The 23,971-nt window shown below is 45.6% G+C and carries 25 protein-coding genes; 8 read left to right on the forward strand and 17 right to left on the reverse strand.

From position 1 onward, the window contains the following. Positions 1 to 154: 154 nt before the first annotated feature. A complete protein-coding gene (gene rplC, locus QUA54_RS14615; RefSeq protein ID WP_333415189.1) occupies positions 155 to 790 on the reverse strand; it encodes a 50S ribosomal protein L3 in 636 nt (211 codons plus the stop codon). A 435-nt stretch (positions 791 to 1,225) separates the two neighbouring features. On the opposite strand from rplC, the gene QUA54_RS14620 reads away from it, so the two are divergent. The 3 genes from QUA54_RS14620 (at position 1,226) to QUA54_RS14630 (ending at position 3,042) form a co-directional block, all read left to right on the forward strand. Then, entirely contained in the window at positions 1,226 to 1,702 is a 477-nt protein-coding gene (locus QUA54_RS14620; RefSeq protein ID WP_333185937.1) for an NAD(P)H-quinone oxidoreductase subunit N, read from the forward strand. A 119-nt stretch (positions 1,703 to 1,821) separates the two neighbouring features. Further along, the gene (locus tag QUA54_RS14625) at positions 1,822 to 2,427 is read left to right on the forward strand and encodes a VWA domain-containing protein (RefSeq protein ID WP_333197708.1); all 606 of its coding nucleotides are present in this window, start codon (positions 1,822 to 1,824) and stop codon (positions 2,425 to 2,427) included. Positions 2,428 to 2,499: 72 nt separating this feature from the next. After that, positions 2,500 to 3,042 carry a salt stress protein, Slr1339 family gene (locus tag QUA54_RS14630; RefSeq protein WP_333415190.1) on the forward strand — a complete coding sequence of 181 codons (543 nt, stop codon included), beginning with the start codon at positions 2,500 to 2,502 and terminating at the stop codon, positions 3,040 to 3,042. 241 nt (positions 3,043 to 3,283) lie between these two features. Here QUA54_RS14630 and QUA54_RS14635 read toward each other — a convergent pair whose 3' ends face one another. From QUA54_RS14635 to QUA54_RS14685, 11 genes are all read right to left on the reverse strand, one after another. After that, a complete protein-coding gene (locus QUA54_RS14635; protein ID WP_333185929.1) occupies positions 3,284 to 3,841 on the reverse strand; it encodes a dCMP deaminase family protein in 558 nt (185 codons plus the stop codon). Positions 3,842 to 3,879: 38 nt separating this feature from the next. Beyond that, positions 3,880 to 4,314: a dUTP diphosphatase gene (dut, locus tag QUA54_RS14640; protein ID WP_333185926.1), complete on the reverse strand. Its 435-nt coding sequence runs from the start codon at positions 4,312 to 4,314 to the stop codon at positions 3,880 to 3,882. A 143-nt stretch (positions 4,315 to 4,457) separates the two neighbouring features. Continuing rightward, a complete protein-coding gene (gene thyX, locus QUA54_RS14645; protein ID WP_333185925.1) occupies positions 4,458 to 5,180 on the reverse strand; it encodes an FAD-dependent thymidylate synthase in 723 nt (240 codons plus the stop codon). 136 nt (positions 5,181 to 5,316) lie between these two features. Beyond that, positions 5,317 to 5,499 (reverse strand): hypothetical protein, encoded by a 183-nt coding sequence (locus QUA54_RS14650; protein ID WP_333415191.1) that lies wholly within the window; start codon positions 5,497 to 5,499, stop codon positions 5,317 to 5,319. Then, positions 5,496 to 5,714, reverse strand: coding sequence for a hypothetical protein (locus tag QUA54_RS14655; protein ID WP_333415192.1), 219 nt, complete (start codon positions 5,712 to 5,714; stop codon positions 5,496 to 5,498). Before QUA54_RS14655 ends, QUA54_RS14650 begins: the two co-directional genes overlap by 4 nt. 4 nt (positions 5,715 to 5,718) lie before the next feature. Further along, positions 5,719 to 7,833, reverse strand: a complete 2,115-nt coding sequence (locus QUA54_RS14660) for an ATP-binding protein (protein ID WP_333415193.1) — start codon at positions 7,831 to 7,833, stop codon at positions 5,719 to 5,721. A 252-nt stretch (positions 7,834 to 8,085) separates the two neighbouring features. Further along, positions 8,086 to 9,417, reverse strand: a complete 1,332-nt coding sequence (locus tag QUA54_RS14665) for a response regulator (RefSeq protein ID WP_333415194.1) — start codon at positions 9,415 to 9,417, stop codon at positions 8,086 to 8,088. Continuing rightward, complete coding sequence (locus QUA54_RS14670; protein WP_333415195.1) at positions 9,410 to 12,178, reverse strand: ATP-binding protein; 2,769 nt, start codon at positions 12,176 to 12,178, stop codon at positions 9,410 to 9,412. The genes QUA54_RS14665 and QUA54_RS14670 overlap by 8 nt, the downstream gene beginning before the upstream one ends. 92 nt (positions 12,179 to 12,270) lie before the next feature. After that, a complete protein-coding gene (locus tag QUA54_RS14675) occupies positions 12,271 to 12,498 on the reverse strand; it encodes a hypothetical protein (protein WP_333415196.1) in 228 nt (75 codons plus the stop codon). 286 nt (positions 12,499 to 12,784) lie between these two features. Then, positions 12,785 to 13,000 (reverse strand): SDR family NAD(P)-dependent oxidoreductase, encoded by a 216-nt coding sequence (locus tag QUA54_RS14680; protein WP_333415197.1) that lies wholly within the window; start codon positions 12,998 to 13,000, stop codon positions 12,785 to 12,787. A gap of 224 nt (positions 13,001 to 13,224) precedes the next feature. After that, entirely contained in the window at positions 13,225 to 13,848 is a 624-nt protein-coding gene (locus QUA54_RS14685) for a Uma2 family endonuclease (RefSeq protein WP_333415198.1), read from the reverse strand. A 145-nt stretch (positions 13,849 to 13,993) separates the two neighbouring features. Here QUA54_RS14685 and QUA54_RS14690 point away from each other — a divergent pair, with 145 nt between their 5' ends. From QUA54_RS14690 to QUA54_RS14700, 3 genes are all read left to right on the forward strand, one after another. Then, positions 13,994 to 14,563 carry an HD domain-containing protein gene (locus tag QUA54_RS14690; RefSeq protein ID WP_333415199.1) on the forward strand — a complete coding sequence of 190 codons (570 nt, stop codon included), beginning with the start codon at positions 13,994 to 13,996 and terminating at the stop codon, positions 14,561 to 14,563. A 50-nt stretch (positions 14,564 to 14,613) separates the two neighbouring features. Continuing rightward, positions 14,614 to 15,747, forward strand: a complete 1,134-nt coding sequence (locus tag QUA54_RS14695; RefSeq protein WP_333415200.1) for an ABC transporter ATP-binding protein — start codon at positions 14,614 to 14,616, stop codon at positions 15,745 to 15,747. 415 nt (positions 15,748 to 16,162) lie between these two features. After that, positions 16,163 to 16,567, forward strand: coding sequence for a hypothetical protein (locus QUA54_RS14700; RefSeq protein WP_333415201.1), 405 nt, complete (start codon positions 16,163 to 16,165; stop codon positions 16,565 to 16,567). A gap of 74 nt (positions 16,568 to 16,641) precedes the next feature. Here QUA54_RS14700 and QUA54_RS14705 read toward each other — a convergent pair whose 3' ends face one another. The 4 genes from QUA54_RS14705 to rbfA all read right to left on the reverse strand — a co-directional run bounded on the left by QUA54_RS14705 (position 16,642) and on the right by rbfA (position 19,444). Beyond that, the gene (locus QUA54_RS14705) at positions 16,642 to 16,872 is read right to left on the reverse strand and encodes a DUF4327 family protein (protein WP_172186863.1); all 231 of its coding nucleotides are present in this window, start codon (positions 16,870 to 16,872) and stop codon (positions 16,642 to 16,644) included. A 362-nt stretch (positions 16,873 to 17,234) separates the two neighbouring features. Beyond that, the gene (locus QUA54_RS14710; RefSeq protein ID WP_333415202.1) at positions 17,235 to 18,875 is read right to left on the reverse strand and encodes a glycoside hydrolase family 3 N-terminal domain-containing protein; all 1,641 of its coding nucleotides are present in this window, start codon (positions 18,873 to 18,875) and stop codon (positions 17,235 to 17,237) included. Positions 18,876 to 18,895: 20 nt separating this feature from the next. Further along, positions 18,896 to 19,018 carry a hypothetical protein gene (locus QUA54_RS14715; RefSeq protein WP_333415203.1) on the reverse strand — a complete coding sequence of 41 codons (123 nt, stop codon included), beginning with the start codon at positions 19,016 to 19,018 and terminating at the stop codon, positions 18,896 to 18,898. 3 nt (positions 19,019 to 19,021) lie between these two features. Then, a complete protein-coding gene (rbfA, locus tag QUA54_RS14720; RefSeq protein ID WP_333197690.1) occupies positions 19,022 to 19,444 on the reverse strand; it encodes a 30S ribosome-binding factor RbfA in 423 nt (140 codons plus the stop codon). A 200-nt stretch (positions 19,445 to 19,644) separates the two neighbouring features. Between rbfA and QUA54_RS14725 the strand changes: the two genes are divergently transcribed. Together QUA54_RS14725 and sipA are read left to right on the forward strand one after the other, a co-directional pair. Continuing rightward, complete coding sequence (locus QUA54_RS14725) at positions 19,645 to 19,848, forward strand: hypothetical protein (protein WP_333185887.1); 204 nt, start codon at positions 19,645 to 19,647, stop codon at positions 19,846 to 19,848. Positions 19,849 to 19,977: 129 nt separating this feature from the next. Further along, positions 19,978 to 20,217: a regulatory protein SipA gene (sipA, locus tag QUA54_RS14730; protein ID WP_333067909.1), complete on the forward strand. Its 240-nt coding sequence runs from the start codon at positions 19,978 to 19,980 to the stop codon at positions 20,215 to 20,217. A gap of 132 nt (positions 20,218 to 20,349) precedes the next feature. On the opposite strand, the gene QUA54_RS14735 is transcribed toward sipA, so the two are convergent. Beyond that, entirely contained in the window at positions 20,350 to 23,715 is a 3,366-nt protein-coding gene (locus tag QUA54_RS14735; protein ID WP_333415204.1) for an EAL domain-containing protein, read from the reverse strand. Positions 23,716 to 23,971: the final 256 nt, after the last annotated feature.

The raw sequence follows: 23,971 nt of genomic DNA on the forward strand, positions 1-23,971 counted from the left end.
TCTGCTGTTAGTTGTCTGCTGTCTGTTGTCTGTTGTCTGTTGTCTGTTCTCAGGTCTTAGTTTTCAGCTCTTAGTTTTCAGCTCTTAGTTCTTGCTTGCTACTAACGGCCAAACACTATCTACTGACTGCTGACTACTGACTACTTACTACTGACTAACGTCCTACTTTTTTCTCAGGCACAACATTGACTAAGGCGCCAGCTTTGCCGGGAACTGCTCCCTTAATTAGCAGCAAATTCTGCTCTGTATCCACCCGGACAATTGTTAGTTTGCGGACGGTGACTTGAACGTTGCCCATACGTCCTGCCATTCTTTTCCCGGGATAAACGCGACCGGGAGTAGTTCCAGGTCCGATCGATCCAGGCTCGCGGTGGTTCTTGGAACCGTGAGACATGGGGCCTCGTTTAAAGTTGTGGCGCTTTTGAAAACCTGCAAAACCTTTACCGATGCTTGTACCGATGACATCTACTATTTGTCCCGGTGTAAAGGTATCTGCTTTTAGTTGTTGACCTAATTCAAATGAACTGGTATCTTGCAAGCGGTATTCCTGCAAGTGGCGCAAGGGACTTGCCCCAGACTTGCCAAGGTGTCCCAATTCTGGCTTGTTGAGAGCCTTTGGCTTGACTTCGTTGTATCCAACTTGAACGGCACTGTAGCCGTCAGTTTGTTTCGTTTTAATTTGCGTTACTGTACAAGGCCCTGCTTGTATGACGGTGACAGGGATTGCTCTCCCTTGGTCGTCAAACACTTGAGTCATGCCTAGTTTAGTGCCAAGAATGCCTACAGACACGGATTTTTTTCCTTTTATGTACGCAAGAGGTTTCGGATTGCGAAGTTTACGTCAATCCGCTTGCTCTTGTGCAGAAACATTTATTTCAGTGTTCCTGCAATTAACTGTTATCAACCAACAGCCTTCCTCGGTGTTTAAAATTGGAGTTTTAAATTTGGGAGCGAGCTTGTGGAAGTCTTGCAAGAGTTTAGATCTGCGGCTTTTTACCTGCTAAATCTCCGAGTTTTTTTTTCGGTCTTGCTTGTTTGCGCCAGGACTTGAGCATAAATATACTCAGTATCCTTTACGGCGACGACAATTCACAATAGTACATGAAGTGTTTGCCGTTTGTCAAGGCCGCGATGAGAATTTTTCGCCTCAACTTTAGGATTTATAATATTTCAAGCTCGCAAGCAGCGATCGACCAAATTTTGATACAGCAGGAAACAGAAATTTATGGGACTGATTACGACGGGATCTGATCTGATTCGGGATTTGGAAAAGTCGGGGTCGCTGGCCCTGTACGTTCCTTTAGAGGGAGGATTTGAGGGGCGCTACCTGCGGCGGCTGAGAGCTGCAGGTTACGGTGCGCACACGATTACGGCGCGGGGTTTGGGAGATTTGGCGATGTATTTGACGGGAGTTCACGGGGTGCGGCCGCCGCATTTGGGCAAGAAAACTACTGGCAACGAAGCGGCTGTGGGTTATACATACTACCTGCCGCCGATTTTGCAAACTCAATTAGACAATTTGCCGCCGAAAGCAAAAGGACTGGTGCTGTGGATTATTGAAGGGCAAATTTTGTCTAGTCAGGAGATTGAGTATTTGACTGTTTTGCCGACCTTAGAACCGCGAGTTAAAATAGCAGTGGAGATGGGTGGCGATCGAGCTTTTAGCTGGAAGCCACTTAAAGATGCTTTAGTTGCAGCTTAAATTCGGCTATTTTCGATCGCAAATCACCTAAAAAATGCAGCGAGCAACTAAAGCTCAACAGCTTCTGCTCGCTGGTTTTAATTTTTTTGGGAAAAAACTTAATTAACAGGAAAAATCTTATGCTTCAGAACCGCGATTATACACTCATCATTGACAAAAGCGGCAGTATGTACACGAAAGACCAGACGGGGGGTAAAAGTCGGTGGGCGCTCATGCAAGAATCGACGATCGCATTAGCGAATAAATGCGAAGAACTCGACCCGGACGGCCTAACAGTTTATTTGTTTTCGGGTCGCTTCAAGCGCTATGACAACGTAACATCAGCTAAAGTCGTGCAAATTTTCCAAGAAAACGAACCTTCGGGAACTACGAATTTAGCTGCTGTTCTGCAAGACGCCCTGAGCAGTTATTTTCAGCGCAAAGCATCCGGTAAGACCAAGCAAAATGGGGAAACAATATTAGTGGTGACGGACGGGGAACCGGACGATCGCAAAGAAGTGATGAAAACGATTATAGAGGCTTCGCGGAAGCTCGATCGAGATGAAGAGTTGGCGATTTCTTTCATTCAAGTAGGGAATGCGCCGGAAGCTACTAAGTTTCTCAAGATATTGGATGACGAACTGCAAAGCGCTGGGGCTAAATTCGATATCGTTGATACTGTCACGATGGATGATATTGAAGGAATGACCCTGACGGAGGTATTGCTGAATGCAATAACTGATTGAGGAGGCGGGCGAAGTTTCCGTGATTATATTGGGGGCAGTTTGCCCAGCAGCATTTTTTAGGGGGTTTAAGTTATGGAATCGATCGATCGCCTGTTAGGTGAACTTAAGGCAGAGTATCAAGCATCTCAAAAAATTGCTGAGTTGAAAAGTCAGGCGTCGGTGCAAGCACAAGCGCCGTCAAATCCAACATTTAAAACATCAGATATAAATTTGTATGCTAGTCCTTTGGATAAGGATTTGGCTCAAATTAAGGCTGAGTACGAAGCGCAAAATAAAGCTCAGGAAGCAGCTTCACTGGAACGGCTTAAGGCTGAGTACGAAGCGCAAAATAAAGCTCAGGAAGCAGCTTCACTGGAACGGCTTAAGGCTGAGCACGAAGCGCAAAATAAAGCTCAGGAAGTGGCTTCACTTGAACCGCGGCCAGCAGAAAAAGTCGTAGGGCCGCAGTTGGAGGTACAAACGCACAGACAGAAAGTTAGGCAAGCTCAGGTTTGGCTGAAAAAGTTGGATAAGAATTCCGATGAGGGATATTGGTTCGATCAGTTTGCTTTTAAGTATTCTTCGAGGATAGATGCAGCGATCGACTATTTGCAAGCTGTGAATGAGTTTGATTGATTCAACTACACGGTATTCACAATTTGTAAGGACGTTTTTTGGTTAATTGCCATCTCTATTTGTTGTAAGGACACGGCAGTGCTGTGTCTTTACAAAGCGTAAAATAAATATCATTTGTATCACGCTGGGTTTAGGATACGGCAGTGCCGTATCCCTACAAATGGCTAGCAAATAAATATCATTTATAGGAACACAGCACAGTTACTTCCTGTGGCTGCGAGAACCACGGGGAGGATTGATCCTACACTAATTTTTGGGACACAGAGGTAGGATTCAGCAGAGACAAAGCTGCCTTTTTTGCTGTATCTTCAGATAGCTGAATTTGTATTAACTCAACAATACCTTCACTGATAAAAGTATCTCTCAAAGCAGCTTTTTCTCCGCTGTTAAAAGTCGTTTCGTAAAACACTTCTCGAATTCCAGCCGCAATGACTAATTTCAAACAATAGATGCAGGGTTCTAAAGTGACGTAAATACTAGCCCCAGCAGTAGATATACCGTGTTTAGCAGCTTTGGCGATCGCATTTGCTTCTGCGTGAACCGCCCGCGAAGGCAAAATTTTGCTGGCATCGCAACTGCTTAAACCAGGATAGCAGAAGCCTTGAGTAGTACAGTGTGCCGAACCTGACGGCGAACCGTTATAACCCGTGGCTAAAATTTGCCTATCTTTAACTATTACCGCACCTACGGGAAATGCCAGACAAGTCGATCGAGTTGCGGCTAATTTTGCCAACATTAAAAAGTATTCGTCCCAGTTTGGTCTTTGAAGGGGTTCGTAGTTGTCTGGTGTATTGTCCATTTAAAATGTAGAATTATAACTGTATTGAGACAAGTGATTTATGGCGAGATTCCAGTCGAGCCAAATCCATTATCTCCCCTAGAGCTGGTACTTAACATTTTTACTTCTTCAATTTCCACGTGAATTACCGGCGCGATTACCATTTGAGCAATTTTCATGCCTTTTGTCACTTGAAAAGAAGTTTGACCGTGATTGATTAAGATTACTTTGATTTCGCCTCGATAGCCCTCATCTATTGTTCCTGGTGCATTGAGTACAGTGATTTGGTGCTTGAGAGCTAAACCGCTTCTGGGACGAATTTGAGCCTCTGTTTTTTGGGGTAATTCTATGGATATGCCTGTATTAATTAACTGGCTTTTTCCCGGAGTAATTTCTAATTCATCTATAGAAAATAAGTCCAGTCCAGCATCAGTATCATGGGCATACTGCGGGATTATCGCTAATTCATGCAGTTGCAGAATTTTTAGTTTCATTTTGTTTCTTCCTTCTACCTTCTACCTTCGGCTACAGCAGATTCCACGTTTATGAAGTATACCCCATATCGCTCAATCCCCGTAGGGACAAAGCACGGTGCGGTGTCCCTACTACACTTCATTAACCTGGAGTACGCTGTATATTACGGCGCTAGCCTTGCTTTTCCCAGACGAGTAGTTGTGTACCAATTGGCAATGTCCGGTGCCCAATTCTCAAAATGAGGCCACATCATTTCGCAGAGTTTTTGAATTTCCAGTTGAGCATTTTTCTTATTTCTCAAGTCAGAAAAATGCAGGAAAGACCTTAAATTGAAACTGACTACAAAATGCTGACGGTAGTCAAAGGGTAATTTGCCTCTGGCGTGTTCCTCGGACATACCGGCGTCGAAGTCAATTTTATAACGTTTAGCGGCTTCTAGACACCACTCTAAATCTTTTTGTCTTTGTTCGGGAGAATAGTAGTATTTTTTGCCTTCGCGGTCTGTATAATAATCTACTGGACGCAGGTAAAAAATATCTTCTATGTCTTTTTTGCCGACTGCTGCATCCAGGAATTGATTGCCTGTATAACGCAGAGATTGCACATCAAATGATACTCCTACACGATGTGTCCTGGCTTGCTGCATGACACTGTGGGGAAAGTAGCCGCAATTAAAAATAATTTGGGGATGTTCTAAGGGGCCGTAATGCCCCCGATCGCCTGCGAGGAGCCTTTTGATGATAATTTCGCCACATTCTGCGTCTGAGGGCCAGGAATCGCGATCGTCAAACACGAAATTCTCAGTATAGTCTTGATGGAGGGCTGCGTAAATTACTTGCTGAGGATTTGGTGTTTGAGAAATAACTTCTACTCGAAATCTATCCATATATATTTTTATTTTTGAAGCTCGCTATAGTTGAAAAATTTAACATTTTAAATTATTTCATAAGATGGCATTCTTGGCAAGTTTTTTAAGCTAATAATTCGTTCACAGCTACGCTAAAATCTGAGTCCTAGTAAAGTTACCCGATCGCAGCATATTCTTGAGGTTGTAAATATTTGCCGTTAGCGCAGCCCTCGAAGAGGCTCGCACTTTTTACCGTCCAGCCGCTGACAATGGCTGTTTGCCCCGTTCCGCAAATTAATTGATTTGGTTTGTATAGGGGTTTGTACTCAAATTTATTGACGAGATTTGTGGCTGTCATGGTTTACCGTTTTTTGCACCGCGTACTACTATATCAATAGTTTGGATAGTTTGAAGGGGCGATCTGGCTGAACACTTCGAGAGATAGGATAGAATGCAGCCAAGGAATAAAGAACCTTTAATGATGCTCATCTTCCTGTTGTGAACCACTTCTTTGTAGCTTGTTTCATCGACTTCAGTGCCGTGTGATGCGGCGATCGCACGGGCCAATGACAACTGCTCACTCTCTAGATAGCTCCTCATCTCTCAAATTCTGTTTGAGCGGAATTTGAATTACAAATTCCGTACCTTCTCCAGAGTGTGAGCTGCAACTTAAAGTGCCCTGATGCCGATCGGTGACGATCTGATAACTCATTGCCAGCCCCATGCCAGTGCCACTTCCAACCGGCTTGGTTGTAAAGAAGGGGTCAAAGATTTGCTGTTTGATAGCTTCTGGAATGCCGATGCCGTTGTCCTCAATTCGGATCTGGGCCCGACTCTCGTCGATGATGGCCGTATGAATGGAGATTGCGGGAGTCATTTGTTTTCCCTGCTTAAACGCGATTTCAATGGCGTCAATGGCGTTAGATAAGATGTTCATAAAAACCTGATTGAGCGGTCCCGGATAGCACTCCACCAGGGGAAGAGAACCATAGTTTCGCAGGATTTCTATTCCTGGATGATTAGGCTTGGGCTTCAGACGGTTGCCCAGAATAGCCAGCGTGCTATCAATGCCATCATGAATATTGATTGATTTAACTTCTGCTTCATCCAGCCGAGAGAATGTTCGTAATGCTAAGACAATTTCTTGAATTCGTCGCGCCCCCTCTTTCATTGATTCGATCAGCTTAGATAGATCGTTAACCATAAAATCTAAATCCATCGCCTTTGACTGCTGTGCGATCGCTGCTGGAGGTTCGGGGTAATGAGTCTGGTAGGCTTGCACGAGTTTTAAGAGTTCTTGAGTGTATTCATCGGCATGACTGAGATTGCCATAGATGAAATTGACTGGGTTATTAATTTCATGGGCAACTCCGGCAACTAGCAGCCCCAAACTCGACATTTTCTCGCTTTGAATCAGTTGAGTCTGGGCCAGTTGTAGTTCTCTCAGGGCAGTTTCAACTTCATCCTTTGCCGCTTTTAGCTCAGCCGTGCGTTCTTCGACTCGATGCTCTAATTGTTCATTGGCTTGTTCCAGCGTGTTAAATGATTCCTGTAACTGTTGAGCCATGCGGTTAAACGACTGCGTGAGTTCTTGCAACTCATAGACGGATGATTCTGTCACCGCTTGGCTCAGAGTTCCGGCAGCCATTGCCGAAGATGCTTGATTGAGCTGCAAAATCGGTTGAGTAATCCAGCGAGTGGTGAGTATGCCAATTCCCAGAGAGATAGCTAGCGCCAGTAGACTTAACAAAATCGTACTTTGAGTATTGGCATTAATTTGTGCCATAAAGTCTGATTCTGGAACGGTGACAACCACCAGCCAGTCAATCCCCCTGCCATCCCGAAAAGGAGCAACTTGCACGAACTGGCGTGTACCTTTAATAGAAAACTCAAGCTGCTGAAATCCCTGGATCTGGTCAAAATCTTGAAACTTCTCTAGCAAAAATTGGCTTGTTTTCTGAGTGGTGGAATTTTCGCTATCGATCGCATTGAGTCGTTCAATCCGCTCTTCTGGCAGTTGCACAACTTTGTCTGGATAATATCGGAACGGTTTTTCGCCTGTAGAGGTGGCAATCATTTCTCCAGAACGTTCCAGAATAAAACTTTGTCCGGTTGTTCCTATTTTGAGGCTTCTGAGAAAATCCCCAATCATTGACAAGTTTAAGCTCGCCATCCACACGCCTTGCAGCTCACCTGCCTGGTTGTATACGGGTTTGCCAGGCGCAATATACATCGTTTTGCCACTGACGTGCCGAAACACTTTTCCCCAGGTTGCTTCCCTCTGCTGGACTGGAATTTTGTAGTAAGGCCGTTGGTGTGGCTCAAAGTTCGGCTCGCCAGCGCTTATGACTTCGAGTCGTGAGCCGCTTGAGTTAGTACGGTAGGTGATCAGCGCACGGTTACTTTCTACTTCAGAAGTGCGGATCACGATCGCACCATCATCTTGCCGCTCAGCACCAAAAAACTCTTGGTTGGTTGTAATGAACGCTGTCAGGCTGAGATTCCTAAAAGCAGGAAGTTGTCGCCACAGGAACTTCTCTATATCCCTTCCGTTATTAAGGTCGATCCGGTTTTGGCTTCGTGCAGCTTCATAACTTTCAAACGCTTGAAAAGGAGTGGCAACCAAGTGAGTTAGATTTTGCGCGATGCGATCGCTCGTTTCGTGGCGCAACTGAGCTGCTACATCGTTCACGGCCTTCTGTCCGTTCCTGAAGGAAAGATAACCGATAATACCCACTGCGCCCACCGTTTGAACAACAAATGGGACAATTAGAATCGCCTGTAATGGCACTTTAAAGAGCTTCGGGAAGGAAGGAGGCGATGATTCATCTGGCATACTGGCATTGTTCCGTTAATGATATCTATAACAAAGGTTGAGTTCAGCGGCGGCAGATCGCCTTTGCAGCATCAGCCATCATCTTTATACCGCCGCTGCAACGATTTCTTATGCTGCGTCAACGCAGATCTTTGCCTGAATGTCTTTTACAGCGATCGCCTTCACGGGAATTGAAATCACAAACTCTGTACCTTCACCTAAATTAGAGTTGACTTCTAGAGTTCCAGAGTGTTTCTGGACTACGATTTGACGAGCGATCGCCAATCCTAGCCCTGTTCCTTGCCCCACGCCTTTGGTGGTAAACAGATGCTCAAAGATTTTTGGCTTCACCGCATCTGTCATGCCAATCCCATTATCCTGAATTCGGATCGCTGCCTGAGATTCCGACAATTGAGTTTTGACAGTAATCTGGTTGGGGTTGGCTTTGATCTGAGCAAAACTGCGTCCTTTATTTGATTCCTCAAGGGCATCGATCGCATTGGCCAGCAGATTCATAAATACCTGATTCAACTGTCCGGCAAAGCATTCTACCTGTGGCAGATCGCCATAATCTGTGATGACTTTAATTTCCGGGCGAGATTCGTTGGCTTTGAGGCGATGTTTGAGAATCAAGAGCGTGCTGTCTATCCCGTCGTGGATATTGTAATGAATGGGGCGATCGGAATCCGAACGCGAGAAGGTTCTTAAACTGGTACTGATTGTGCGAATGCGATCGACTCCTTCTTGCATCGAATCGATCAACTTGGGTAAATCCTCTTGCAAGTATTCCAAGTCTATTTCTTCCACGACTGCCTGTAGCGAGGCACTTGGACAAGGGAGTTCTTTTTGGTAGAAATCTATCAGTTTAAAGAGGTCTTTAATATAGTCTTGAGCGGGTTTCAGATTGCCAGCAATAAAGCCAAGCGGATTATTAATCTCGTGCGCGACACCCGCCACTAAATTGCCCAAAGCAGACATCTTTTCGGTGTGGACTAACTGAAGCTGAGACTGTTGCAGTTGTGTGAATGCTGCTTCTAAATCAGCCGTTTGCTCAGCTACACGCTGTTCGAGATTTTTAGTTAACTGCCGTAGCTGCAAATGAGTTTTCACCCGTGCCAGCACCTCTTGTTCTTGAAAGGGTTTGGTGATGTAGTCCACAGCACCCAGAACAAATCCTTTCACCTTACTGTCGGCATCGGAGAGAGCGGTCATAAAAATGATCGGAATACTGGCTGTCCTGGGATCTGCCTTCAGACGTTGGCAGGTTTCAAAGCCGTCAATTCCTGGCATTTGAACATCGAGCAAGATCAGATCGGGAGGATAAGCTTGGACTCTCTTAAGAGCGCGATCGCCATCGATCGCGGTTGCTACTTCGTACCCCGCATCACTTAAGGTTTCACAAACCACTTCTAAGTTTGCAGGGGTATCATCCACCACCAGAATTAATTCAGGACTAGACATCGGCTTTCTCCCTTGTGAGGTGTTGTTTCAGCAAGTCTTCAATCTCTTCGGCTTTAAATTGCTTCGCAAGTTGAATAATTTGTGAGGCAAAACTAGCGTAGTGAGGGTTAGAGCGAGCAATCTGCTCTGTGTGTTCTCGGAGCCGTTTTAAATGGCCTTTTTGGGCCATTTCTAGTAACGTCTTTAACTCCACAGTGGTAGGAAAAATAGTTATCTCTGAATTTTGTAATCCAGTCGTCGGAGTGGATGGCTGAGAATTACTTGATGTCGTTTCATATTTCCACTCCAATTTTAAATGAGTGGCTAAGAGGTTAAATAATTCACTGACTTCCACTGGCTTTGCTAAGAAATCATTTGCCCCTGCTTCTAAACTCATCTGTCGATCGGCTTGTGCCACTGATGCAGAAGAAACAACGATCTTCTGGTGTTGCAAATCATTGGCACTGCGAATTTGTTTGAGCAGTTCAAAGCCGTCCATCACTGGCATCACCAAATCTGTAATCGCTAAGTCAGGTTGAGACTGTCGGATTTTTTCCAATCCTGCTTGTCCATTTTCTGCCTCACTAAGTTGGAATCCTAGTGGTTCTAACAAGTTGACGAGAACGGCTCGGTTTTCCCAACGATCGTCTACCACAAGTATGCTGCGCCGTTGTCCTTCGTAACCAATAATTTGTTTTCCTGTTGTGAAGGAGTTTTGCTGTACCCAATCGGTGGCGATCGCCAGTTCCACCTCAAAAAAGAACTCACTGCCGACTCCGGGTTGGCTCTTAACTTGGATTTGTCCGTTCATGAGTTGGACAATTCTTTGGCTGATCGCCAGTCCTAAACCCGTGCCCTCGGCTTGGCGCTGGCGATCTCCGACTTGTTCAAAAGCCTGAAAAATTTGATCCAATTGATCGGGCGCAATTCCTACGCCCGTATCTTCAACTTGAAATTTGAAAGAGCGAGTGGACGGATTGGCATGATTCTCAACTACGGCAACCTCGATCGTAACAGCACCTTTGTCGGTGAATTTAATCGCATTTCCCAGCAAGTTGAGTAATACCTGCCGCAGCCGTTTTTCATCGGCAAAAACCCCTTCCGGCAACTGCGGATCGGGATCGTAAACGAAGTCAATGCCTTTTTGGTCGGCACGAATACGGCAGATTTCAGCCACGCCTTGGAGGAATGAGGGAAAGTGAATCGCTTTAGGTGTGAGTTCTAGTTTGCCGGCTTCAATTTTGGACAAGTCCAACACATCGTTAATCAGCGTCAGCAAATGAGAACCGCACTGGTAAATGACCTCTACCCCATGACGTTCTTTTGCTGGCAATGCGCTGCTGCGGTTGAGGATTTGAGCATAGCCTAAAATGCCGTTGAGGGGAGTGCGAAGTTCGTGGCTCATGTTGGCGAGAAATTCGCTTTTTGCTTGGTTCGCGCTATCGGCTACCAGTTTTGCTTCTTTCAGTTCTGCGGTGCGTTCCTCAACCCGACTTTCCAGTTTAATAAAGGAGGTTTTGAGTTGACCTGCCATCTGGTTAAAGGAATCTGCCAGCGATTCTAATTCACTAATGCCTTGCACCTGAAGTGTTTGGTCCAACTGTCCGAAGCTAATAGCCTGACTGGCTTTTTGTAGCTGCAAAATCGGTTTGGTAATCCAACGCGAAGTTAACAAACCCAGTATAGTCGTCACCGCCAAAGCCCCTAGACACAGCAAAATAGTGGTGCGAGTATTGGCATTGATTTGTGCCATAAAATCTGATTCAGGCACCACAACGACGCTCAACCAGTCGATACCTCGTTCATCTTGAATGGTTGAAACTTGAACAAACTGCCGCTGATTTGCCAGCATAAAATCAAGCTGTTGACTTTGTTGAATGGCGGTAAAGTTGCCAAACCGATCGAGGATTGCTTGCGCTGTGGCACGAATTACAGAATTTTCAGACTTCTCGGCGGGAATTTGTTGCAAATTCTCATTTTTCAGGTCAATGATGTAAGGCTCTTTAATAGTTGAACTTGCAATCAGATTACCCGATCGATCGATAATAAAAGTTTGACCCGTCTGCCCTACCTTTAGCTCACTCAGAAAGCGATGAATCTTGCTAGTCCGAAAGACACTATTTTGAACCCCCAACAACGTTCGATCCTCGCTATAGATTGGCTGGCATAGGGAAATTGCAGACTCTTTAGTTGCCTTGCCTACGAAGGGCTTTGTCCAGGCTGGTTTTCCGGTTTCCCGTGCAAGCGTATACCAACGTCGTTTCAGTGGGTTAAAATCTGGTTGAGTTTCGATCAGGGCAATCTGTTGACCTCGATCGTCTAGGCTATAAATTGAGCGCTGCGGGAGATTCGCTTTGCTACCAATCCGAGAAACGATACTTCCATCTATTAGCTCCTCTATCGACACGCTCGTGCCGTCAGGCTTGGCAATCGTCATTTGTTCGATGAGGTCTTGCCTGGCTAACAGCCAGAGCATCTGCTCCAGTTTCGCTACATCGGTTAAATCTAACTGTTTCTTCTGAGCCGCAGCCACAATTACTTGTCCGGCAATATAAGGTTTTTCCAAATAGTTCAGAACTTGCAGGTTGAGGCGATCGCTCATCTCTTGTCGTAACTGACTGGCAACATCATTGACTGCCTTCTGTCCATTTCTCAGTGAAATATATCCGGTTAATCCAACTGCTGCAAAGATTTGTAGAACAAACGGGACAATCAAGAGCGATCGCAGGGAAAGTTTGCGCTTAAGTTTAAATAGATTCAGGGATGAGTTTGGCACAGACATGGTAGTGGCTTTTATATAAAATAGACTTGAGGAATTGCTAACTTGATGTTCAATCCACCTTGATAGAGCTTTCAAGAAGCTTAAATTCCTGGCTAGACACCGACGCTAACAATTAATGTCGTACCTCCAACGAGCAGTTGCATTACTAAGTTGGGAGTGGTTTTCTCTTTTTCACGGAAGTGCAACAATCGCTGAGTTGGTTGATGTGCCGTTGGTTGGTGGAGTCGCTGGGAGACTGCGATCGGCTCGGATCTGTTAGCCGACTTTTTTTTGTAGTAAATCGGGCGATCGTTCTGGCTCAAGTTTAAAGGCGATCGCACTCCACCCGCAATCTCTCAACCCAATTCCAATCGAAGACTACCGCTTACATAAAATCGCAGATAAAGCCTAGGGCTTCTAGTCGTGAGATTAATCTACTTACCGTTTAAGGTCAGTCATTTTCAGTCTAAACCGCATTCCCCTAATCCGATCTCTTAGCACAACTGGTTTGATTTCTCACTTCTAGATCGCAATTTTTATTTAATAATTCTTTCTCTTCTTGAGTGATGCGAAACGTAATAGATACATCGGGCTTGGGCATTGACAGATACCACAGCTAGAGATACCTTAATTATACTGGTTAAAGTATTGAACTACTTTACCCTCTAGAAACAAGTCAGTATTTGTACTTTCTGGATAAAAATAATTAGCTGTGAGACCCCGCGCTGCTACTTCTTTTGCAAACACCCCTGTTAACTGCTCTACTGCTGCTTTGGTTGCTGAGTAAACGCCATGAGTCGGCAACATCAAACGGGTAACAGACGCAGAAAAATGATTGCCCATCCACGATCGTCAAGCCGAGTTGCGGTCTCTTACAAACCTAGAAAAACGCCTTTGACGTTGATTTGGAAAAGCGGAACGTTAGATTTAGAGCGCGATCGACTTTATTAATACTTCTAATTTACCTCTAGAGCGATCTTAAACTCGATTTTATCGCTCCCACATTCTCATTAAACCCTATCCTAAGCTAAAGTTTCTAATTTTAATAAATTATTTTAACAAATTCCTCAAGCCAACAATTCATTCACAGCTACGCTAAAACCTGCAAGTACCCTTTGAGTGTTAACAACTTCATCGGCATTAAACAACAACCAGCGTTGCCCCGCATGGACAAATATTAATCTAGCTTCAGGAAACAGCAACCAAACTTCTAAACATCCCGATTCCAAATATTCCTGAGCTTTCGCAAATAACTCTTCGCCGCTATCTTCCGGGGAAGCAACTTCCGCTATCAAAGGAAAACTTTGGGAAAATGCTGTAAAATTGCCTGATTCTGGCAACAATTCAGGAGTAATGTAAGCAACATCGGGACGGCGACCCTGTTTGTTAGTGCGACAAAGTATTTCTGTAAGAACTTCTCCTCCTTGTCCGCTGGATTCTTTATAATTTCCCCAGAAACGTGATAATTTAGATTGAGCTAGACTGTGCTTGAATGTCATTCCTGTTTTCTCCACTAAGTTGCCGTCAACCCATTCCATTCTATCAGCAGGCTTGACTAAAAACTCTTCTAGAGATATGACTTTTTTTTGGTCAGATTCTGGGTTAATTTCGGGTATATTTTCTAATTTTGGATGTGATTCTGGCTCTGAGTTTGGGTCGGCATTTTTGGGTATAATTATAGTAGCTGTCATGCTCTAAACCTCTGTTTAACGATTATAAGTTTACAAGCGATCGCTCTCGATCGCTTCTTTACGATCTTAGGGAATTTGGTAGATTTTGTCTTTTCAACTTAGCCCTACAATTTATATATCATAGCAATTAAGAAAGGTGACTTTCATGATTCTCTCAAACCGTTTTTCTGAAGCCCTCACCTATGCCGCCGAATTGCACGCTACCCAACTTCGCAAAGGTTCGGGCGTTCCCTACATTGCCCATTTGTTGGGCACTGCTAGTATAGCTTTAGAATATGGGGCAAATGAAGATGAGGCGATCGCAGCTTTGCTTCACGATGCGATCGAAGATCGAGGCGGCGCCACCACCCGCGAAGCCATCCGCCGCCGCTTTGGCGATACCGTCACAGCGATTGTAGACGGCTGTACCGACAGTGACGAGACGCCGAAACCCCCTTGGCGTCAGCGAAAACAAGCTTATATCGATCGCATTTCTACAGCTTCAGCCTCAGTGAGATTAGTCTCGGCTGCTGATAAACTTTATAATGTTCGATCGATCCTGAAAGATTCCCGTCAATTGGGTGACGTTGTTTGGGAACGCTTCAAAGGCGGCAAAGACGGTTCTCTCTGGTATTATCGTTCTTTAGTAGAAGCATTCCGCAAAGCTGAGTTAACGCCTATAGTTGAAGAATTAAACCGCACAGTTTTAGAATTGCAACAGTTTTCTGAAGGCTGAAGACTGAAGGTAAAAATCACTAATTATCAATTACCAATTACAGTCACAAAATGGCAAATGTTCGCTTAGAAAATATTACCAGACGTTACCAAAACGTCACCGCGATCGAAAACATCAGCTTCAAAATCCCGGACGGGGAATTTTGGGTATTAGTCGGGCCCTCCGGCTGCGGGAAATCCACAATTATGCGGACAATTGCCGGCTTAGAAACCGCAACTTCCGGCAATCTTTACATCGGAGATAATTTAGTTAACAACATTCCGGCCAGACAGCGGGATGTAGCAATGGTGTTTCAAAATTACGCGCTTTACCCGCACATGACTGTCGCAGAAAATCTGGCTTTTGGATTGCGGATGCGGAATGTTGACCCGACTAAAATTCAAGAACGAGTTGAAACAGTAGCCCGATCGCTCTCGATCGACCACCTCCTCAAGCGTAAGCCCAAACAGCTATCAGGCGGACAGCAGCAGCGGGTAGCACTGGGAAGGGCGATCGCCCGCGAACCGAAAGTATTCCTTTTAGATGAACCGCTTTCTAACCTCGACGCTCAACTGCGAGACGACACTAGAGCAGAACTAAAACAACTGCATCAACGGCTGGGAATTACCACAGTTTACGTCACCCACGACCAAGTGGAAGCTATGACTTTAGCTGATAAGATTGTAGTCTTAAATGGGGGAAAAATTCAACAAATTGGAGACCCGCAAAGCATTTATGCCAAACCAGCTAACCGCATGGTTGCCACATTTTTAGGCAATCCGGCCATGAACATTTTGCCTGTAATATATACTAACGAATCCTTTCAAGTAGGAAATCAAGCTTTAGCCTGTCCGCCCTCGATCCAGAAAAAATTGCAGGCGAGAGAAGGACAAGGATTTGATTTGGGCATCCGTCCAGAAAATATAGAAATCTTTACGCCACAAACAGTAGAAGATGATGATTTGAAAACCGATGTTTGGGCTTTAGAAAAAGTTCCTCTTGATGTAGAGGTAAAAGTAGTGGAACCTCTGGGGCGAGAAACTTTAATCCGCGCGAGTTTGCCTTTGGTGAGCGCTGAAACTACTGTACAGTTACAAATACCTGCGAGTGTTCGCTTGCGATCGGGCGATCGGCTGAAGGTACAGCTTGACTTCGATCGACTATTTATATTTGACCCATCCACAGGTGAGGCGCTTTATCCTTAACTCGATTGAACCTAAAATTTGGAAATCTCAAATCTTAAATAGATAGGATTTGTACACGCTGACTCAGAAACCGGTTTTCTTGCTGTATTTCTCGTTCCTCGTCCCAAATTTTTAGTAGAAACCGGATTTCTCCCCCCATGCGTAAGTCCTGATAGACTGACTTTTGGAGTGGGGAGGTTTTTATTGCTCGTTACAAAAATTTACACTTGACATTTATTAATTTACGGAGTAATGATACAATTAGTGTCCGCCCCAAAGAAAACTATCATCTCAAAGGCGTATCATTCCTGGCTCGGCGCGATCGCCACCTACGACTGCGCATCTTCCGGCTAAGAAGCGGCCTGACGCGCCGACTTGGGAGCAACTGGCGAACCAAAAACTCATAAAAATAAAAACATTCTAGCGGCATTTTTAGATGAATCTCGACAACCTGCCTCAAATGCTGCAAACAGGATTTCACCTGACTTTAGGTGCAACTTCCTTTTTAATTGAGACATTGCAAGATCCGTTAAAGCGAGAAGAAAATCTTGACAAACTGAAGTCAGATTTGGGCCAGCTCGCCGATGAGCTGCTGGAAAAAGGAGAAATGACCGATCGAGAAGCGCGGAATTTTGTAGATACTATTTTCTCTCAACCGAGGGAGCGGGAGAATGCAGACAGCGAATCTGTCTCGCCCAAGGAATCGGATGCAGCGACTGATGCTCCTCCCGAGTCGGTTGTACAGCCTGACGTAAAGCTAGAGATTCAAGAATTAACTGCACACATGGCAGCGCTGAGGGCCGAATTGGAAAATTTGCAGACCGAAAATTTCCAGGATTAAAGAATCAAGATTCTCTAACACAGCCGGAGTTGACTTGGAAACTGACTTGCAAACTTATTTAAGAGAACCAAACTTTAGTCATTGTCCCAGTTTTCAGAACCGATCAGGTCGGCAATGCGATCGCGCAGCAAGAAGTCGCATTTTTCTAACTCGCACTCCACGCAAGCCCATTCTCGGGGTGGGATGAACTGACAAAGCGTGTAGATAGGCTGTTGTCGGCTCAGCACGCCCTCGTTCACGAGGTGGCGGGCTTCATCCTGGATGACATCTAAAGAGTATTGGATTTTGATAGTGGACTGAATCATAATGCGCCCTCAAGGTTTTAGTAAAAAAAAAATTATGGCCCTGGTAATAATATAATCCAAAATTCCGGATATGTAATTAAAATTTTGTCAGTATACAGGTATACAATTCACTGCCGTCTATTTTAAAAAATTATAGGAACGATTAGTAAGTGATGGGATTTGTCTTGGGATTTTGGCCGCAACTTTTCCGCGCTAGCAGGCCCATCTGCTGCAAAGCTCAATTCTGAATGTAGGAACCCGCGCCCGATTCCCGGTTTCTGGATGCTTCACCGCCAAAGCCAAAATTATTTCTTGCGAGAAACCGGGTTGATGAATTTAAGTCCTGACGCAGCAGCAAAAGAAAGATTTAGGAGTCCGGCAGTTCAAGCATTGCCCGTGGCGTCAATTCCAAACAGCACTTCTAGAGCGAGAGATTGCGCTACCGGCATCTGCCCGAAACAAAATACATAAGGAATACTCGGAGGCAAGTGCGGCAAAAATTGCTCTAAAACGTAGGGACTTCCGTAAATTAATACAGCTTGCAGTTCTCCCGTCTTTAATAATTTCTTAAACAAATCTTGAGCTGCTTGGGTCAAACCAGCACTGCCTCGGAAGCAATTGCCGCGAATGAAAATTTGCAGCAGTGTAGGAGAAAAATGCTCTGCACCTGCATTATCAGCGATCGCACCTGTGCGATCGTCAATCAGTTGCAATTCGTAACCAAACTGTTCGGGAAGGGCGATCGCCGGAGTGTGGTTTCCCAAAAACTCGCACCCCAAAACATCATCTACAACAATCAAATTCCGCAAAAGCTGGTTTTTTGGGGACTTTGAAACCTGCAAAGGCAGATTTCCGCCAAATTTCACAGAATCTCGCAAAATATCGGCAGCAGTTGCCCTTGAGTCAGGATTTGCCAGCAAACTTAAGTCTATCGAGTCGATGGATTGTAAATTCTTGCTTTCCCCCTTAGCAAGGGATTGGGGGGGGTCAGAAATCGACAAACCCACCTTTATTTTTGCTTCCCAAATTCGCTTGACAGATTCCTTGATTTGTGCTATATAAAGCCGTCCTTGAGTGACAGCTTCGCAGACAGCGAGAATCGCCCCTTCCGGGTCAAGCGGCATCAGCAAAACATCAGCACCAGCCTCAGCCGCCAAAACAGCAGCTTCATTAGTGCCGTACTTATTGGCGATCGCGCCCATCACCAAAGCATCCGTCACGATCAAACCTTCAAATCCCAACTCTTCTCGCAGCTTCCCGATCAAAATTTTGCGAGAAAGAGTAGCAGGAAACTCGGCATCCCAAGCCGGAATCAGCAAGTGAGCACTCATCACAGCATCGACCCCAGCAGCCATCGCCTCGACAAAAGGAGTTAACTCAACCTCAGCCAATCTCGCTGGCGAATGCGGCAAAACCGGCAATTCCAAGTGAGAATCAACCGCCGTGTCTCCGTGGCCGGGAAAATGCTTAGCTGTAGTCAAAACCGGGTGCGGGCCTGCGCCGCGAATAAAAGCAGCGGCTAATTTGCCGACAATTTCCGCTGTCTCGCCAAAAGCGCGGACGTTAATCACAGGATTGTCGGGATTGTTGTTAACATCAACCACCGGTGCGAGAACCCAATTGAGACCGATCGCCCTAGCTTCGATCGCAGTGACAGCGCCCATTGCTTCAGCATATCGATCTGCTTTACCTGCATCGTGCCGCGCCACTTCGGCAATTGCCATCGGCGGCCCGAACCAAGTCGCCCCCGCGAACCGCTGGCCTACACCTTCCTCAATATCAGCCGCCAGCAGCAGCGGAAACTTGGCCCAAGACTGCAATTGGTGCGATCGAACCGCCAACTCCGCAGCACTTCCCCCCACCAAAATCACACCGCCGACGCCCAACTTTTCCAGATAATAGCGGAGTTTGCTGGCAGTTGGTTCCCATTCGGGATAGCGAATTTGGTGGTCGAACAAGTAGCCAGAAGCGCGCACCACGAACATCTGGGCCACCAGTTCTGGTAAGGAAAGATTGTCAATCATTCGATTTTAGATTTTAGATTTTAGATTTTAGATTTGGGAATCGGGAATTGGGAATCGGGAATTGCGAATTGGTAATCAGGAATTATGAATCGGGAATCAGAAATTCTTTCCTCTTCCTTCTTCCTTCTTCCTTCTTCCTTCATAAACTAATTCTCGTCTGTTTCGTCAATTTCATCGTCAGCGAATTCTTCCTCCGCATCTAGAAGATCCGGTTTGCGATCGGCAGAAAGCTGATTCAGCAGTATCAGCATTTTATCGCCCCGTTCCAAAGAATGGTCTTCAAGAAAAATCACTTCCGGCGTCCGGCGCAGTTGCAATCGTTGGCCCAACTGGCTGCGGACGTAGCTAGTTGCAGATTTCAAACCCTCCATAGTCTCAGCCTTTGCCTCATCAGTACCGTAGATGCTGACAAAAATTTTTGTATGCTGAAGGTCTCCCGAAACAATTACATCGGTAACGCTAACCATACCGGCACCTACCCGGTCGTCCTTGATTCCATTCAGCAACATCAGGCTGACTTCCCGTTTAACCATTGAAGCTACACGCTCAATGCGACGACTTGTAGCCATAACACCTACTCCTCTACTTTCCTAATCAGCCATTTTCATCCCGATTGACAATTGTAGCGCGATCGGTCAGGGGTGTTACGGGCGATCGTCCGAGTTAGGGGTGAGATACAGCTTAGAGGAAAAAAAATGTTTGATTGCCTATAGGTGAATATATAGCTAATATAGAGAGGTAGAGTGAGAGACAGCTTAGAGGAAAAAAAATGTTTGATTGGATTGTCAAAACCGTAGCCGATGCTTCAGGGGTAACTAACCAGCTAAAGATAGCTGAATGGGCAAGATTGAACAGGACTAACCCTTTCGATATGGGAGCCAAAAACTACCAACGATGTCTTCATGACTTAGGGTTAGGCGGAAAATATCATGAACTTGAATATAAAAAAGATGGTACCCTAAAATATAAATAATTTTGCCGATAACTCCCTTAATTACGCTTCATAGTTCTTCATTTTATATCATACCTAATCAATCAATCAAACAGAAACATTCCTTGTTAAAATTACTTTATTGCCGTGTTTTTTTAGGAAATAAAAATTATGGAAAAAGAATTTACAATCGGTCAAAAAGTCAGAGTTGTGGCGATGCCGCCTTACGTCAAAACTGCCGAACCGATGCCGATGCTGCGGCCTGCGAATTTAATTGCGATCGGCGCTGAAGGTGTTGTGATCGATCGGCGTCCCGGCAATTATTGGGGCATTCGCTTTGAAAAAGGTGCTTTTCTGTTAGACAGTCAGTACATTGAAGCGGCGGAAACTAATGTAGAAGGTAATGGGTAATCGGGAATCGGGAATTGGGAATCGGGAATTGATATCACAACTTAAAATCTCCCTTTTCATACTCTCTTTTCCTTCTTCCCTCAACATCCCTCTGTTAAATTCGTTATACAATCTATTGCTCAACGTCCCTGTTTAAGAAGCCAGCTTAGCCTCAAAAGCCAAAGAATTAAGCGTCAAATCCCCCAAAACTTCCTCTAAACTAGGAGATATGAAGTTACAAGGTTGAGGCTTTCCCAAATAATAACCTTGAGCGTAATCTACCCCAAGTTCATTGAGTTTATCCATAATTATTTGGCTTTCCACATACTCGGCAATAGTTTTAATTCCCATGACGTGAGCAATTTTGGTAATAGCTTCCACCATTGCGATATCAATAGGATTGTCGGCAATATTCTTAATAAAGTTGCCGTCAATTTTGAGATAATCAATCGGCAAGCTTTTCAGGTAAGCAAAGGAAGACATCCCGCTGCCGAAGTCGTCCAAGGCAAACTGGCAGCCGAGTTCCTTGAGTTGCCAAATTAAGCTGGCTGCTTTGCTGAGATTAGCGATCGCCACGGTTTCTGTAATTTCAAAACAAATTATTTCTGGCGGTATTTGATGGATGGAAAACTGCTCTTGAATAAACTCGATAAACTTTTCTTCGTTGAGGCTGTCCCCAGAAAGGTTGATCGAATAAAGACTGGGATACTTGCCACATGAGAATTTGGGATTAGACAAAAGAGAGCAAGCAGGGAAGGTAACTATTTTATCGCTGTCTACCCCGGGGTTTTGGACAAATAAATTGGCCGTAAAAATTTTAGATAAATTGCTAAATAAAGTGCGAATTACCCAGCAGTCGATGGCGTGCATCAAGTTGTAGCGTTCGGCCGCCGGAATAAACGCCATCGGCGACACCAACTGACCGGTTTCAAGCTGCAGGCGGAGCAGGATTTCGCAGTGGGTTCCGGTGGTTGGAGAGTTGAGCAAATGTACGATCGGCTGAGAGTACAAGCAAAAGCGATTCTCTTCTAAAGCTTGATTAATTTGCACCACCCACTCGGTTTCGCCGTGCTGTTTGATTAATTCTCGATCGCCCGCTTGATAAACCTGCACCCGGTTGCGGCCTTTATTTTTAGCAGCGTAGCAGGCCATATCGGCCGCGCTCAAAACCGCAGATGTCGATACTGTTTTGGGATTAATTGTTACCAAACCGATACTGACACCGATCAAAAAAGTTTTGTCCTGCCAGCCAAACCGGAATCCCTGAATGCTTCGCAGCAGCGATTCTGCAACATCCAAGCCTCGTTCGAGGGGACTGTAATACAGGAGTACAGCAAATTCATCGCCGCCCAGACGCGCCAAAATATCGGTTTGGCGGATTTTGCCTTTAAATAGCTGGCTGACTTGGCGCAGCAATTCGTCGCCAGCAGCGTGACCGGAAGTGTCGTTAACTATTTTGAAGCGATCGAGATCCAGGTAAAGCATAACGTGTTCGTGCCCGTAACCTTGAGCACTGTGCAGGGCTTGTTCTAGCTGGTACTCAAATTCGCGGCGGTTGACTAATTGCGTCAGGGGGTCATGAGTTGCCTGCCAGGTAAGTTGTCGCGCTTGAGTTCGCACTTGGGTAACATCTCGGAATACAACGACGGCCCCGACAATCTTGCCGCTGCTGGCGTGGATGGGGGCGACGCAGTGGTCGATCGCAAATTCCTGGTTGTTGCGGGCAATCAGCAAGCTGTTGTGCCTTTGGTCAACAATCCGGCCTTCGCACAAAGCGATTTCGGCGATATTTTCGACCGGCAGTCGGGTAGTTTCATCAACTATTCTGAGTACGCTGTCGAGGGGCAAACCTTTAGCTTCCCAGGTAGACCAACCCGTGAGTTTTTCGGCAACTGGATTCAGGGTGGAAATGCAGCCGCCGGCATCAGTAGCGATTACGGCATCGCCGATCGATTGTAGAGTAACCTGAGCGAGTTCTTTTTCTTCAAAAAATGCTTGTTCCATGCGCTTGCGATCGCTAATATCCCGCTGCACGGACACCCAGTGGGTAACGTTCCCGGATGTGTCGGCAATGGGTACGCTGTTGAGTTCGACCCAATAAGTTGAACCGTCTTTACGGTAGTTAATCAATTCCACGCGTAGGGGTTCTCGGCGAGAGAAAGCACGGCGAATTTTAGCGACCTGGGCCGGGTCGCTGTTTGGGCCGCGCAAGCAACTGGGGGTTTGTCCGATGATTTCTTCGGGTAGGTAGCCCGTCATTTGGGTAAAAGCTTCGTTGGCATAGATGATGCTGGGATCGGAGATATCGCTGTGTCCCGCATCCATAATCACGATCGCGTCGTTAGCGTTAACTACGGCAGATTCTAGCAGTTGCAGCCGCACCTCGGCCCGCACGCGGGTAGCGATTTCGCTTTCTAGTGTGGCGTTAGTCAAGCTGAGTGATGCGATCGCTTTTTGCAATTCGCTAGTCTGTTCTACGACTGAATCGTGCAGAACATCGATCGCCCCGGACATTTCCATCGGGTCAAGTACCCGCAGTAAGTTGCTTTGAGTGACTATTCCCAGGAGTTCTCCCCGTTCCCCCGTTACTACCAACCTGCGCACTAAACGCTGCTGCATTTCAAGATGAGCTACCCACAGCGAGTCTTCTTGCTTGAGACTAAATAGGGGGGTACTCATCACTGTTTGGGCGATCGTTTGCGACAAATCTATATCTAAAGCTTGAAATTCGACAATATCCCGTTCTGTGACTATACCTACTGGAATTGGGAACGGCAAATTCATCGATAATTCTGTTGATTCTGTAATTACCACGCAGCTAACCCGGTGCTGCGCCATCAACTCGGCTAAAGTCATAACTGAGGCGGATCGAGGCGCTTGAATGACTTGTGCGGTCATTACTTCTTTCACGCTGCGCATTTTTAAGATATTTCCCGGTTGCAGCATGGCTTGGCGAATGCTTTCCGGCGTAATTACTCCTAAGAGTTGACCCTCGCTGTCCAATATTGGCAAATGGTTAATTCTTCGTTGCCGCAGCAGAATTAGGGCGCTGAAAATGTCTTGAGTCTCGGATTTTGTCAGAGTTGCTGCCGGCTGCCTCATCACTTCTGCGATGGTGACACCTTTTAAGTTTTTGCCCGAAGCAATCAAATCGACAAGATCCCTCTCGGTAAAGATTCCTTGCAATTGATAATTTTGAGCAGAGTGCGAGGATAATTTTTCGAGAGATTTTTCCACGACAAAGACGCAGATACCTGTGGCGTCTCTGAACGCACTTGAGGTGGGGGCATTTACGATTTCTGTTAGTTGCTGGTAGATATCGCTTGGTGGAATGTCTGCGTTTAGAGAGCAACTTCCGCGCCATTGGCCCATCAGGGTAATTACTTCTGCTAGTGGGGTATCGGGCGTAACTGTCAAGGGGTAAGGGTCAATTACTTGATCTAAGGTTGGCAGATACTTAGAGGAATCGTTTTTGAGCATATTTAATTTAGTTTTGCGATCGCGTTGATTCTGCGACATTCCAAAAAAGCGCTGCTTTTCAAGCACTAGGTGAATTTTTACAGCGCTGCTACTGAGACCTAATTAAAATTTCTTGTTAAGAATGCACCCGCTCTTTGGCTGGGGATCTGGTCGGTGACAGCTCTCCGTCTACCTATAAAGTTATAAGCGGATCTTTATTTTAAGTTAAATTTTCTGTCCCGTGACACTTTTATTAAAAATAATGTATTAATTTTGAACTTGTTGCGATCGGATTGCTGGCTAAAATCATCCATCG

It is taken from the genome of Microcoleus sp. MOSTC5, assembly GCF_036701825.1.
Lineage (GTDB): Bacteria > Cyanobacteriota > Cyanobacteriia > Cyanobacteriales > Microcoleaceae > Microcoleus > Microcoleus asticus.